Annotated in this window: 10 protein-coding genes; 4 read left to right on the top strand and 6 right to left on the bottom strand. The window is 32.9% G+C overall.

Translation table 11 applies throughout. The annotated features are described in order from the left end of the window. Positions 1–166 precede the first annotated feature (166 nt). Entirely contained in the window at positions 167–2,341 is a 2,175-nt protein-coding gene (locus HM981_RS08385) for a LysM peptidoglycan-binding domain-containing protein (protein ID WP_179338322.1), read from the bottom strand. Positions 2,342–2,709: 368 nt separating this feature from the next. Here HM981_RS08385 and der point away from each other — a divergent pair, with 368 nt between their 5' ends. From der to HM981_RS08370, 3 genes are all read left to right on the top strand, one after another. Further along, entirely contained in the window at positions 2,710–4,014 is a 1,305-nt protein-coding gene (gene der, locus HM981_RS08380; protein ID WP_179338321.1) for a ribosome biogenesis GTPase Der, read from the top strand. Between the two features lie 13 nt (positions 4,015–4,027). Further along, a complete protein-coding gene (locus HM981_RS08375; protein WP_179338320.1) occupies positions 4,028–6,463 on the top strand; it encodes a T9SS type B sorting domain-containing protein in 2,436 nt (811 codons plus the stop codon). Positions 6,464–6,577: 114 nt separating this feature from the next. After that, entirely contained in the window at positions 6,578–9,358 is a 2,781-nt protein-coding gene (locus HM981_RS08370) for an outer membrane beta-barrel protein (RefSeq protein WP_179338319.1), read from the top strand. 84 nt (positions 9,359–9,442) lie between these two features. Here HM981_RS08370 and HM981_RS08365 read toward each other — a convergent pair whose 3' ends face one another. Genes HM981_RS08365 through HM981_RS08345 form a run of 5 tightly spaced genes read right to left on the bottom strand, consistent with a single transcriptional unit; the run spans position 9,443 to position 12,612 of the window. After that, positions 9,443–10,252: a TPM domain-containing protein gene (locus HM981_RS08365; protein WP_179338318.1), complete on the bottom strand. Its 810-nt coding sequence runs from the start codon at positions 10,250–10,252 to the stop codon at positions 9,443–9,445. Next, positions 10,252–10,689, bottom strand: coding sequence for a TPM domain-containing protein (locus tag HM981_RS08360; RefSeq protein ID WP_179338317.1), 438 nt, complete (start codon positions 10,687–10,689; stop codon positions 10,252–10,254). Before HM981_RS08360 ends, HM981_RS08365 begins: the two co-directional genes overlap by 1 nt. 11 nt (positions 10,690–10,700) lie before the next feature. Further along, a complete protein-coding gene (locus HM981_RS08355; protein ID WP_179338316.1) occupies positions 10,701–11,297 on the bottom strand; it encodes a LemA family protein in 597 nt (198 codons plus the stop codon). A 12-nt stretch (positions 11,298–11,309) separates the two neighbouring features. After that, entirely contained in the window at positions 11,310–11,639 is a 330-nt protein-coding gene (locus tag HM981_RS08350; protein WP_179338315.1) for a MerR family transcriptional regulator, read from the bottom strand. A 1-nt stretch (position 11,640) separates the two neighbouring features. Next, positions 11,641–12,612: a M23 family metallopeptidase gene (locus HM981_RS08345; protein WP_179338314.1), complete on the bottom strand. Its 972-nt coding sequence runs from the start codon at positions 12,610–12,612 to the stop codon at positions 11,641–11,643. 132 nt (positions 12,613–12,744) lie between these two features. On the opposite strand from HM981_RS08345, the gene alaS reads away from it, so the two are divergent. Next, entirely contained in the window at positions 12,745–15,357 is a 2,613-nt protein-coding gene (gene alaS / locus HM981_RS08340) for an alanine--tRNA ligase (RefSeq protein ID WP_179338313.1), read from the top strand. The last annotated feature ends 36 nt before the right edge of the window (positions 15,358–15,393 follow it).

Here is a 15,393-nt window from a genome sequence, read left to right as displayed (position 1 = left end):
GTTAGGTTAACTTTAAAAAGGATAAAAACATTAAAATAATTAGTGCTTTAAGAGCTTTTGTTATGATGTGATTTCTATTCTTAAAACATTTTTACTAGTTCAGAAGCTGGGTTTAGACGTCTTAAAAATCGATTACTATTTTAGACTTCTATAGTCTTGTCTAAGATTAATTAAGTTCTTTGATTCCTTTATCAGAATTGTACTGCATTAAATATATTCCTGTATTTGAATAACGTTGGTCGTTTATCTTTTTATAATCAAATTTCAGGTGTGGTTGAATTGATATTATAGAACTAGTGTCTTCAAATGATGAATTGTTTGAAATCCTTAATATTATGTCTAAAGTAACATCAAACCCTAATATAGAATACTGTGATGGTTTAGATATGAATTCAGCTTCATAATTTTGTTCAAATGCAGTGCTACCTTTTTCACTTTCTGGATTTGTAACAGTAGGATAAATAAGTTTCAAAATACGATACCTCATTTCTGAAACTTCACTTTGTTCTGGTACTAATGATGTTTCTAGTGTAACGAGTTCAATTTTATAATCCGATAATTTACTCATTAAAGCTGTAGTGGTATTCAGAAGAACGATGGTTTTTTCACTGTCAAAAACAACGTAATTTAGTTTGTTCTTGTCCAATGCAATAGTCAATTCGTCAGATTTAAAAAATCCAGCGTTATCAACTTTTAAAAATTTAGAATTTGGAAGTGTTTCTAAAATTAAACCTTTATTTCTGTTTTCATCAAGGTCACTGACAACGACAATATTTGCGTTTTGTTTTGCTAAATAATTTAAGGTTTTGGTTTTCTGAACACTATCTGTCGCTATTGATTTATATATATTGATACTGTCATTAGAACTTATATTCGATTCAATATCAATTATAGAAAATGATTTATCAGATATAATATTAGGGAAATTAGCACTATTCTCTAAAAACGGAACAATGAGCGCGTTTTTATTATGCGGACTTTCTATTGTTAAATTAGATTTCGCAATATTCTTTTTAATTAAAGTGACATCAAAATTTAAACCAATAGCTTTTGCAGAGTCAATTGCAATCTGAGCACCTTGGAAGAAATCCACATATTTTTGAAAATCGGCATTAGTACTAATCATTTTACGTCTTTGTTCGGGCTCGCTCAGTTCATCGCTAGAAAAAGGAGTGTAAAAATATAGGCCATTTGCTGTTTCTGATATTAAATTATCATATAACGCTTTATTTTTATTAGTCTGTGTTACTGTTGTATTATTAGGAGTGTTTGTAGTTTCTGTATTAGGACTAACAGTGGTTGAAGTAATATTTCTTGGCATTTTGATAATGTCACCAGTGTTCACAGATGTTAGTAGAGATGGGTTTAATGTTGTGAACTCATCAATTGTCATTCCTGCTTTTCTGGATAATCCAAAAAGTGTTTCTTTTGGTTCTATAACATAATCTTTATAATCACCTGTAGCGACTGTAGAAGTTGAATCAACGTCAGGAACAGGAATATCATTTAAGGCCGTATCTTCAGTTAAAATTGGATCTTCAATTGGGTTGGAAGCTTCAGTAGGTTCATTGTCAGGTGTGTCTGTGTTTGTCGTAGCAACAGTATCGTCTATGTGAAGTCTGTGGCCAGCCATAAGCATATTAACGATCTGAGGGTTTTTTTCTTCAAGTTCAGCAATAGACATATTAAAACGCTTTGCTAATCCAAATTTTGTATCTCCTCGTTGCACAACATAATCGCTATCAGTTTCAGTTTTTGAATTGTTATCAGGAATAATTAATGTTTGTCCAATTTGCAAGAATTCAGATAATCTACTAGAGTTTGCTGTTTGTAATTGAGTTAAAGTTATGCCGTATTTTTGAGAAATTCCCCAAAGCGTTTCGCCTTTAACCACATAGTGCTCTCCTTTGTTTACTGTACGTTCTTTTTCCTGTATTGATTTATCTAAATTTATAATATGTCCTACTTGGAGCATATTTATAATATGCGGATTTTGTTGCTCTAGCATTGTAATGCTCACTCCAAAACGTCGCGAAAGCTCAAATTTTGTTTCACCTCGTTTAACGATATAGTTACTGATGAGATCTCCATTAATTGCCGTGGTGGTTGTTGGAGTGCTTGTAGTATCTGAATTTGGAATACGTAAAGTTCTGCCAGCATAAATCATGACTTCTGAACCCGGATTGAGTTCAAAAATAGCAGATGGAGATATTCCGTATTGTCTAGAAATCATGTAAACGCTTTCACCTTTTTGGATAGCATGGTCTCTATAGCTTTTTTGAGCTAGTGCAAATTTAGAGCATAAAACCAAAATTAAGATTAGCGTAAGAGATCTCCCCATATTTTTAAATTTAATTATAACGTTTTGTTTTTAAGGTGGTTACTTAAGTGTTTTGTTCTTTTGAATTGATATAAAACTGCAAGAATGGGGCTGTTCTTGAAAAGATAAATTTATAAAAAATATCACTAAAAGTGTAAATAAAAACTGATAAAGTACAGACAATAAAATTACTAAAAATTAACGCTAATTACTTTAAATAAATACTTGTTATCAACAGGATATTAACAATTTTTAGAGTTATTTTTTGTCTCGTTTTTTACTGTATTTTTTTTGCTTAGAATTGTTTTTTCAATATGAAGTGAAAAGTCAATAATAGTTCACTATAACACGCAAGTATATATTATCTTTGTAGCCTTAAATAAAAATAAATGAGTAATATAGTAGCTGTAGTAGGTCGTCCTAATGTAGGGAAATCGACATTTTTTAACCGTCTTATACAAAGACGTGAAGCTATTGTTGACGCTGTAAGTGGTGTAACAAGAGATCGTCATTATGGCAAAACAGATTGGAATGGTAAAGAATTTTCCCTAATTGACACAGGAGGTTATGTAGTTGGTAGTGATGATGTTTTTGAGGCCGAAATAGATAAACAAGTAGAATTAGCGATAGAAGAAGCTGATGCCATTATTTTTATGGTAGATGTAGAATCTGGAGTAACTGGCATGGACGAGGATGTTGCCAAATTACTTAGAAAAATAGATAAACCTGTTTTTTTAGTAGTAAATAAAGTAGATAACAATAAGCGATTAGAAGATGCTGTTGAGTTTTATTCTCTTGGTTTAGGTGAATATTTTGCTATTGCTAGTATCAATGGAAGTGGAACAGGAGATTTATTAGATGCTGTTGTAGAAGCTTTACCTGAAGTAGAAGAGGTAGAAGAAGATGAATTGCCAAGGTTTGCAGTGGTAGGAAGACCTAACGCAGGTAAATCGTCATTTATTAATGCTTTAATTGGTGAAGATCGTTATATCGTAACTGATATTGCAGGTACGACTCGTGATTCTATTGATACAAAATATAACCGTTTTGGATTCGAATTTAATTTAGTAGATACGGCAGGTATTCGTCGTAAAGCTAAAGTAAAAGAGGATTTAGAATTTTATTCTGTAATGCGAAGCGTAAGAGCTATTGAGCATTGTGATGTTTGTTTGGTTGTATTAGATGCCACTCGTGGTTTTGATGGACAAGTTCAAAATATTTTTTGGTTAGCAGAACGTAACAGAAAAGGTGTTGTAATTCTCGTTAACAAATGGGATTTAATAGAAAAGAATACTAAAACAGCTAAAGAATTTGAGCAACATATTAGAAAAGAAATTGCTCCTTTCACCGATGTACCAATAGTATTTATTTCGGTATTAAATAAGCAACGTATTTTTAAAGCGATTGAAACAGCGGTTGAAGTTTATAACAATAGAACGAAGCGTATTAAGACAAGTGTTCTTAATGAAGCATTGTTACCTATTATTGAAAATCAGCCACCTCCAGCTTACAAAGGTAAATTTGTAAAAATAAAATACATTATGCAGTTGCCAACTCCGCAACCGCAATTTGCTTTTTTCTGTAATTTACCGCAATACGTAAAGGATCCGTATAAACGATTTTTAGAGAATAAACTAAGAGATCATTTCGATTTTAATGGTGTTCCTATAAGCGTTTACATGCGTAAAAAATAGAAATCATTATTTCATGAAAAATAAGTCTGCCTTTATTCTAATAGTTGTGCTGTCTTATTTTTTTAATGGATTCTCACAAAATTTACCTCCTGAAATAAGTGTTTCAGGAGGGCAAATTTATTGTCCAGGTTCTTCAATTCCAATTGTAACATCTGCACTTATTTCAGACCCAAATTCAGAAGATACGTCATTACCTGAGATTTATATTCAAATCGTAGAAGGCTATCAAATTGGTCTAGATAATTTAGCTTTAAGTGGGGTAAACCCAAATATCACGTCAAGTTGGAGTACTACAGAAGGCCGTTTAACTTTAACGGGTCCAGCTACGTTTGCGGAATTTTCATCTGCTATTGAAAATGTTCTTTTTCAAACTACACAAACATTATTTACACAAGACAGACAAGTTTCTATCAATTTAGGTGATGCTAATTATTTACCGAGTACAGGTCATTATTATTTTTATGTAGCAGATCTTGGTATTACTTGGACAGAAGCTAGAGATGCTGCAGCTAGTTTAAATTATTTTGGATTACAAGGTTACTTGGCTACAATTACTTCTGAAGATGAATCTCAGTTGGCAGGAGAACAAAGCACAGGTACAGGTTGGATAGGAGGTTCTGATCAGCAAAACGAAGGCACTTGGATTTGGGAAACTGGTCCAGAAGCAGGACAAGTATTTTGGCAAGGTGTTGCTAATGGTTCAGCTCAAAATGGAATGTTCGAATTCTGGAATACTAATGAGCCTAACAATTTTAATGAAGAAGATTATGCACATATCACTGATCCATCAATTGGTGTATTGGGCGCATGGAACGATTTAGGTAATACAGGAGATCCAGGTATTAACAACCCTTACCATCCTAAGGGTTATATTGTAGAGTTTGGAGGTATGCCTAATGAAACGGTTATTAATTTATCTACTAGTAGTACTATAATAATGCCTCGAGTTATAAGCAGTGATTTTACGGTTTGTGGCTCTGATTCTGTGATGCTAACCGTTGAAGCCTCTACAGTAGATGTTTCATGGTACGAAACTTCAACATCTATTTCTCCAATACATTCAGGACTAAATTATAACGTTAATATAAATGCAACAACAACCTATTGGCTTTTGCCTGTAGTACAAAGCTGTGCAACTAATATTGTAAGATATCCTTTTACGGTAACAGTAAATCCTAAGCCAGATGTTAATAATGTTACTATTAATCAATGTGAAGATGCTATAATTGATGGTCTTTCCTCTTTCAACCTTAGTGCATATAGTGATGTAATTGTAAATGGTAGTTTAAATAATTTAGAAGTTAACTTTTTTGAAACCATAGATTTATCTATTCCTATAGATGATCAGTTGTATATAAATCAAGTCAATAATCAGATTGTCTATGCACAAGTTTTAAATACAGTTACAAATTGTAGTGAAATAGCTGAAGTACTTTTGGTTGTAAATACAAATACATCTAATAGTGGTACATTAACTGTTTGTGATAACCAAGACGAAACAGGATTAGTTAGTTTTGATTTAACACTAGCTGAAAGTGAAATTTTAAATTCTGAATCTGCAGATGTTATTGTTCTTGGATATTATGAAACACATAACGATGCTTTATTTCAAGAAAACCAATTGAATACCAGTTACACCAATACACAACCGTATAATCAAACTATTTTTGCAAGATTAGCACAAAACGGAAGTTGTTATAGTATTACGGAAGTAAATTTAAAGGTTGACGTTTTGCCAAATCTTTTAGATGACGAAACGGTTTACTATTGCTCAAATACATTTCCTGAAACAATTACGCTTTATGGAGGTGTGGTAAATGATATTTCAAATAACTATTATTACAGTTGGTCTACAGGTGAAACTACGATGACGATTGAAGTCAATGAAGCTGGAAGCTATTCCGTAGAAGTAACAAAACCTTTTGGTTGTACTGCAGAGCGAACTATTATAGTATTGCCATCAGATACGGCGACTTTTGAAACTATTGAAGTCTCAGATTTATCTGAAAACAATGTGGTCTCTGTATTCGTCTCAGGAGATGGAGAATATTTATACGCTTTAAATGATGAGTTTGGTATATATCAAGAATCTATGATTTTTGAAAATGTACCTGCAGGAATTCATTCCGTTTACGTTAAAGATATAAAAGCAGATTGCGGAACGGTATCCATGGCTATTTCTGTCTTAGGCTTTCCAAAATTTTTCACACCTAATGGAGACATGGTTAATGATACGTGGCAGATGAAAGGATTGTCTTCTGAGTTTACTGATTCAATGACTATCGAGGTGTTTAATCGTTACGGTAAATTAGTGGCTATATTAAACTATAATAACCCAAAATGGGATGGTACATATAATGGAGAGGTATTGCCAACAGATGATTACTGGTTTGTTGCTAGACTTTTAGATGGGAGAACATTTAAAGGTCATTTTACGCTTAAACGATAATTTTATAAATTTTTTAAGAAGTTTTATAAGAATTCTAGTTTCTTTGCGTTTAATAACCGCTAACAATCAATCAATCAATCAATCAATCAATCAATCAATCAATCAATCATCATCATGAAGAAACTAATCTTAGTTTTTGCATTTTTATTTGCACTGCAATCATTTTCCCAAGAAAAATCATTCGAAATTACAGGAACACTCAAAGCGTCAGATACAGATATGCCGTTAGAATCGGCAACAATCTATTTGGAGCGTGTCAAAGATAGTGCTGTTGTTACGTATACGATTTCAGATAAAGATGGAAAGTTTAAAATAGAAAGTACAACTTACGATGAGAGTTTAAATTTCTATGTGTCTTATGTTGGCTATGAAACTTATTTTAAGAAAATTAAAATTGATAAAGCACAGATTAATTTAAACACTATCGCTTTAACGCTGAACAATCAATTAGGAGAAGTTTTAGTGAAATCTACAGCACCAATAACCATTAAAAAAGATACTTTAGAGTTTAACGTAAAATCTTTTAAAACTAAGAAAGATGCTAACGTAGAAGATTTACTTAAGCAATTACCAGGAGTAGAAGTAGATGACGAAGGTAATATTACAGTTAATGGTAAAAGTGTAAACAAAATTTTAGTTAACGGAAAACCTTTTTTTGGTGATGATCCTACGATAACAACAAAGAATTTAACAAAGGATATAATTGAGAAAATTCAGATTGTTGACACAAAAACTAAATCTGAAGCTTTTACAGGTGAAGAAGGTGATAAAGAGAATAAAACTATAAATCTTACTATTAAAGAAGAAAACAATAAGGGCATTTTTGGACGTGTATCTGCAGGTGCTGGAACTGACGACCGTTACGAGCTTGCAGGCATGGTAAACTTATTTGATAACGATAGACGTGTAAGTGTACTTGCAGGTGGGAATAATACTAACACACCAGGTTTTAGCTTTGGCGAAATTTCCAAAATGTTTGGTGGTGGAGGCAGTGTATTTTTCGATAGTAATGGTTCTTTTACTATAGATGGTCGTTCTTTTGGAGGAGGAGAAGGGATTACAACATCCCAAAATGCAGGTGTTAACTATGCTGATATTATAGGTGAAAAAACAGATGTGTCTGCAGATTATTTTTTCTCATCTAGTAATTCAGAAAATGAATCCTCAGCTGAACGTGAAACTATTTTGTCGGATTCACGATATTTTACCAATTCAAATTCTATATCAGATAATGATACAGATAATCATTCTTTTAATTTAGAATTCGAAATTGAAACGGATTCTACGTTTCAAATTAACATAGAGCCTACTTTTGGTTATTCTAAATCCCAAACACGATATTCTAGTTACGAAGAAACTTTAGATGAAGATATGCTCTTAACAAATCAATCTAACGTTAACTCAAATGTAGAGCGTTATGTAAAGCGGTTTTCTAATGAAATTTCTATAACTAAGCGATTAGGGAATAGAGGTGCTTTTATCAAGGCTGAATTAGTAACCAGTGTAAACCAACAAGAAAGTGATGATTTTTTAAATTCTAATACAGAGGTTTTTGGTAGTAATCCAGAAATCATAGATAGAAATCAGTTTACTGAAGGAGAAAACAATAGTTACGGAATTTCTACAAAATTATCCTATAGATTACCACTAATAACTAAAAAATTCTTCTTGAATTTAGATTATAAATACGCTAGAGATAAAGATAATAACCGAGAAAGTACTTTTGATTTTAGTAATGGAACACAGGATTTTACGGATTTTAACACCGATTTAAGTACAGATTTTCAATATACAGATTATAGAAATATTCCGTCTGTTGGATTGTCTTATAGAGGCGAAAAATTATCGACAAGTTTCGATTTAGGTTATAATATAAGAACTTTAAAAAATCAAGATTTATTAAGACCAGAATTTAATGTAGAGCGCAATTTTGAAAATATTGAAGCGAATTCTTATATAAGCTATACATTTAGCCCAAAATCTTCTATTTATGCTAATTATTGGTTACAGAATCAGCCGCCAGGATTAAGGCAACTTCAAGCTTACGAAGATGTTTCAAACCCACTTCAAACTATAATTGGTAATCCTAATTTAGAGCCTTCAAATAACCATAGTGTTTATCTCGGATATAATGGGTTTGATTGGCAAAAACGTACAGGCTTTTATGTAGGTGTTAATGCGAGTGTTTCAGATAATCAAGTCGTAGCTAAAACTACAATAGATGAAGAAACGCTGAGGAGAACTACAACTTATGTAAATGTTGATGGTAATTATAATGTTGGTTCTTGGGTAAACTATAATAAAGATTTTAAGGTTGATACCTTAAGAACTATTAAGCTAAAATTGAGGGCAAGTTATAATACGTCAGAACGAATTAATTTTAATAATGATGTGAAATATGCAAGCAAGTCCGATAAGATCACACCAAGACTTGGTATCGATTTTATATGGGATAAAGTATTAGAATTTAAACCCTATTACCAGATAAGTTATACTAATACATCTTATGATATTGAGGCTTTTGAAGATCGAGAATTTACAAGTCATAATGCAGGAGTAAGAACAGCTACTTTTTTACCTAAAAACTTTGAGTGGCGAAATGATATCAATTTTAATTACAATCCAAATGTGGCAGATGGCTTTCAGAAAAGTGCATGGTTTTGGAACTCAACATTAGCTTACAGTATGTTTAAGGATAAAGCCATTATAACATTAAAAGTGTACGATTTGTTAAACCAGAATACCAATGCTAAGCGTATAGCTACTCAAGATTATATTGAAGATAAGCAAAGTACCGTTTTAAGACAGTATTTTATGCTAAGCTTAAGTTATAAGTTTAATAGTTTAGGAAGTAAAGGTGAATCAGATGATGGAGGTGTTATCTTTTTTGATTAGTTCATTTTAAGTTTCAGAGTTTCAGAGTTTCAGAGTTTCAGAGTTTCAGAGTTTCAGAAAGTTAAAAAGTAACTACTGTCTATATTACCAACTTCCTCCAGCTCCACCACCAGAGAAACCGCCTCCGCCGCCGAAACCACCTCCGCCAAAGCTGCCTCCACCACCAAAACTTCCACCTCCAAAACCACCAGATGATCTTCGAGAATAACTTCCACGACCCATATTACTTAAGATAATAGCTTCAAGAAGTCCTCTTTGATTAGATCTATTTCCGCCGCTTCCACCATTTCCGTCTCCTCTAGTTTTAGAAATTACAATAACAAATATGATAAAAATAATGACTAAGAATATAATGACCTGTATTGGTGTACCATTAGAGTTGTTAGTGGTTCTGTTATTTGTATATGCACCACTCAACACATCAATAATTGCGTCTGTGCCTTTGTCTAGACCAGCATAATAATCTCCGTTTCTAAATTCTGGTATAATAATATTACGCGTAAGTTCGCCAACAATACCTGCTGTCAGTCTGTCTTCTACACCATAACCTGGCGAAATCCATATATTACGATCATTTCTAGCTAATAGAATAAATACTCCATTGTCTTCTTCAGCTTGCCCAATTCCCCATTTCTGTCCCCATCTTGGTGTTAGTAAACCAATATTTTCACCTTTCGTTGTTGGTATTATTACAACAATAACCTCTGTTGAAGTACTGTCACTATAATGACGTAGTTTTTCAGAAAGTGCAGTGAATTCTCCTTGTTGTAAAACATGTGTGCTGTCTATAACTGGAGGAATAAATTTTGGTTTTTCAGGTATGTTGTATTGCGCATTAGCAGTAAAGCATAAGCTTAAGAATAATGTGAATACGAGAAGTTTTAAGTTTTGCATTAGCCTTTAGAAATCGTGTTTTCTAATTCATTAGTATCACCATGTAACCAAGGAAAGTGTTTTGCTAATTCATTTCCTGCTTTTTCAATTCCAGTAATTAATCCATTAGCAAAATCCCCTTTTCTGAAATGAGATGAAATAACATCTCGTGTTGTATTCCAAAAGTCCTTATCTACAGCATTATTGATACCAACATCTCCGTAAATCATAAAAGATTTGTTTTCTATAGCAACATAGATAAGAACCCCGTTTTGTTGTTTTGTATTATCCATTTTTAGATAATGAAACACTTCTGTTGTGTGCTCAAAAATGTCTTTTGTACAATTCTTTTCTATATGAACTCGTATTTCACCTGAAGTCTTGTTTTCGGCAAGACGAATAGCTTCAACGATTTTTTCTTCGTCTTTTGCGGTTAGAAAATCTTCTAGTTTAGACATTTGTAATTTTATTAAAAGTCAAATTCTACATCTACTGGTTTTTCAGCTCCTACTTCAGCATCAAAATATGGTTTTTCATCAAAGTTTAAAAAGCCTGCTAAAATGCTGTTTGGAAATGTATTGACGTGTATGTTATAAGGTTTGATCTTTTCATTATAACGTGTTCTTGCGGTTTGAATCGTATTTTCTGTACTAGTTAATTCATCTTGTAATTTTAAGAAATTTTGATTTGTTTTTAAATCAGGATATCTCTCTACAGTAACTAATAGTCTAGATAATGCACTACTTAATCCACCTTGTGCTTGATTGAACTGTTTTAATTGTTCAGGTGTAATATTAGAAGGGTCAATTGTTGTTTTTGTGGCTTCAGATCTTGCTTTAATTACAGCTTCTAAAGTTCCTCTTTCAAAATCTGCAGCACCTTGTACTGTTTTAACTAAGTTTCCGATAAGATCATTTCTACGTTGGTAAGATGTCTGTACATTTCCCCAAGATTCTTTGACGTTTTCGTTTAGTGTTACGGCTGTGTTATTGAAATTTTTGCCCCAAGAGTATAAAGCAAATCCTAAGAGTCCAATTATAATTACAGGAATTAGCCATTTTTTCATAATAGTATAGTTTTAAAGTTGTGTTTTTATTTTAGTTAGTTGTGCTTTTATGCTTTCGAGTTTATTAATAATTTCAAATTTCTCTAAAGCTTGTTTTTTTTCTTCTTTAAGATGTGTTTTTGCTCCTTCTAAAGTAAAACCACGCTCTTTAACCAAATGATAAATGAATTTTAAATTCTTAATATCTTCTGGTGTAAATTTTCGGTTGCCCTTAGCGTTTTTCTTAGGTTTTAAAACGTCGAATTCTTTTTCCCAAAACCGAATCAAGGAGGCATTTACCTTAAAGGCTTTGGCTACTTCGCCAATTCCGTAATAACGTTTTTCTGGTAAGTCTATATGCATCTTAATCGAGTGATTGGTTTTCTAATGATGCTTTTTTAAGCAAAATATCGTATTCTTCGGCAGATAAGTTACCGTAATAAAAATTAATAGGGTTTATGCGTTCTCCATCTTTAAAGACTTCATAATGTAAATGAGGTGCTTCAGAACGGCCTGTACTTCCAACAAAACCAATTAAATCGCCACGTTTTACACGCTGATTTACTTTAACGTTGTACTTGTACATATGTGCATACAATGAAACGTAACCATAACCATGATCTATTCGAATATGATTTCCATAACCTGTAGATCTGTTATCTGCACGTTTAATAACTCCGTCTCCAGAGGCGTAAATTGGTGTGCCACGAGGAGCTGTAAAATCCATACCAAAATGAAATTTCCTAACCTTAGTAAATGGATCAGTTCTGTAACCATAACCAGAAGCCATCCGTGTGAGGTTTACATTATTAATAGGTTGAATAGCTGGTATCGCTTCTAAAAACTTCTCTTTGTCTTCCGCTAGTTTAGCAATTTCATCTAAAGATTTAGATTGTACTACAATGGCTTTTTCTAAGATGTCTAATCGTTTATTACTTTCACTTATTAATTGAGAATTATCAAATCCTTCAAACTTTTTATAACGGTTAATACCGCCAAAACCCGCTCTACGTTGTTCTGTTGGTATGGGATTAGCTTCAAAATAAAGTCTGTAAATGGCATTGTCGCGTTCTTCTACGTTTTCTAAAGCTGCAAAAGCATCGTCTGTACGTTTGTTTATTAATTCAAACTGTAGTTCCATGTTTTGCAATTCTCTAGCCATTTGGCGCTCCTTTGGTGATTCAATATATTGACTAGCAATAAAAAAAGAAAGAAACCCAAAGAGTGCTGCAGCAGTTAAAAACACCGATACATACTTTATAGTTGTCGTTTTTTTACGCTTTATTTTACGGTAAGAAAGCGTTTCGGAATCATAATAATATTTTACTTTAGCCATGTTTGAATTTATGCTATTTTTGCAGAATTACAGACATAATTTCGGTTTGTAATTTATTCGCAAAGCAACCAAAGATAAAAAATTGTTTTGCATTTTTGGTAATTAAATACAAACAAGCTTTAAATTCAGTATATGAAGTCTCAAGACGTACGATCTAAATTTTTAAATTTCTTTGAAGGAAAGCAGCACCTTGTTGTTCCTTCTGCTCCATTGGTCTTAAAAGATGACCCAACGTTAATGTTTGTTAATGCAGGTATGGTGCCTTTCAAAGAATACTTTTTAGGCAATGCAGAACCAAAGAAAAGTAGAATTTCTGACTCACAAAAATGTTTGCGTGTTTCAGGTAAGCATAATGATTTAGAAGAAGTCGGTTATGATACCTATCACCATACCTTGTTTGAAATGTTAGGGAACTGGAGTTTTGGAGATTACTTTAAGGAAGAAGCTATTGCTTGGGCTTGGGAATTGCTTACAGAAGTTTATGCAATAGATAAAGATATCCTTTATGTGACTGTTTTTGAGGGTAGTGATGATGACGATAATCTAGAAATGGATACGGAAGCGTACGATATTTGGAAACAATATATTGCTGAAGATCGCATTCTAAAAGGAAACAAGAAGGATAATTTTTGGGAAATGGGAGATCAAGGGCCTTGTGGACCTTGTAGCGAAATCCATGTCGATATTCGTTCTGCTGAAGAAAAAGCAAAGATTGATGGAAAGACGTTAATCAATATGGATCATCCGCATGTGGTTGAGGTTTGGAATTTGGTTTTTATGGAATACAACCGAAAAGCAAATAGTTCGCTTGAAGCATTACCAAACAAGCATATTGATACAGGAATGGGATTTGAGCGTTTGTGTATGGTTTTGCAAGGTGTACAATCTAATTACGATACCGATGTTTTTACACCGATTATTCGTGAGATTGAAACTATTACAGATAAGACTTATGGTAATAATGACGAGGCAGATATTGCAATCCGTGTTATTTCAGATCACGTTCGTGCTGTTGCATTTTCAATTGCAGATGGTCAATTGCCAAGTAATACAGGAGCAGGATATGTAATTCGTAGAATTTTACGAAGAGCAGTACGCTATGGATTTACGTTCTTAGATAAAAAAGAACCTTTTATATACCGTTTGGTTGATGTGTTGAGTAAGAAAATGGGAGATGCATTCCCTGAATTACGAGCACAAAAAGTGTTAATTGAAAATGTAATTAAAGAAGAAGAAGCTTCTTTTTTAAGAACCTTAGATCAAGGTTTAGTTTTGTTGAATCGTATTGTTGAAGAAACCAAAGGAGATACTGTTTCCGGCGAAAAAGCTTTTGAGTTATATGATACTTACGGTTTTCCTATTGATTTAACCGCTTTAATTTTGTCTGAAAAGAATTTAAAATTAGACGAAAAAGGATTTAAAGAACAATTACAAAAACAGAAAGAAAGATCGCGTTCTGCTAGTGAAACATCTACAGAGGATTGGACAGTTTTAGCAGAAGATGATGTTGAAGAATTTATAGGTTATGATGCCTTAGAAGCTACTGTTAAGATTACGAGATACCGAAAAGTTACGTCTAAAAAGGATGGCGAAATGTATCAATTGGTTTTTAATTTAACACCATTTTATCCAGAAGGAGGAGGTCAAGTTGGAGATAAAGGATCGTTACAAGGTGCACATGGAGATTTAATTTATATTTTAGATACTAAAAAGGAGAATAATGTTATTATCCATTTAAGTAAAAATTTACCAGAGCATCTTAATGAAAGTTTTAAAGCTGTAGTTAATAGTGAACACAGAGCTTTGTCTTCTAGTAATCACTCTGCAACACACTTATTGCATCAAGCATTAAGAACTGTTTTAGGCGAGCATGTAGAACAAAAGGGATCTTTGGTAAAGCCAAAATCATTACGCTTTGATTTTTCGCACTTCGCAAAAGTAACTTCAGAGCAATTACAAGAAATTGAAGATTTTGTAAATGCTAGAATAGAAGGAAAGTTACCCTTAGAAGAACAACGAAATGTTGCAATGGAAAAAGCCATAGAAGAAGGCGCAATGGCTTTATTTGGAGAGAAATATGGAGATACAGTTAGAACGATTCGTTTTGGAAACTCTATGGAACTGTGTGGAGGTATTCATGTAAAGAATACATCTGATATATGGCATTTTAAAATAGTATCTGAAGGTGCTGTTGCTGCAGGTATTAGACGAATTGAAGCAATTACTAATAAAGCGGTTAAAGACTATTATTCTGAGAATAACACAGCTTATCTTGAAATGAAAGCTTTGCTTAATAATGTAAAAACGCCAGTAAAAGCATTAGAGACTCTTCAAAGTGAGAATGCAGAATTAAAGAAGCAGATTGAAGGATTTCTTAAAGATAAAGCTAAGAATATTAAAGGCGAACTTAAAAACGAATTGACGGAAATTAACGGGATTCAGTTTTTAGCTAAAAAAATAGATTTAGATGCATCTGGTGTTAAAGATGTATGCTTTGAGTTAGGAAGTCAGTTTGATAGCTTATTCTTATTGTTTGGTGCAGAAAATGATGGTAAGGCAATTTTGTCGTGTTACATTTCTAAAGAATTAGTAGCGAGTAAAAACTTAAACGCTGGTACTATAGTAAGAGAATTAGGAAAACACATCCAAGGTGGAGGTGGAGGACAACCTTTCTTCGCCACTGCTGGTGGTAAAAATCCTGCTGGAATTGAAGCTGCTTTGGAGGCTGCTAAAGGTTATCTATAATATATATGTTATTCCGCATTTGATGTGGAATCTATT

This window comes from Winogradskyella ludwigii (assembly GCF_013403985.1).
GTDB classification, from domain to species: Bacteria; Bacteroidota; Bacteroidia; order Flavobacteriales; family Flavobacteriaceae; genus Winogradskyella; species Winogradskyella ludwigii.
This window is presented reverse-complemented; position numbering and strand designations above follow the sequence as displayed.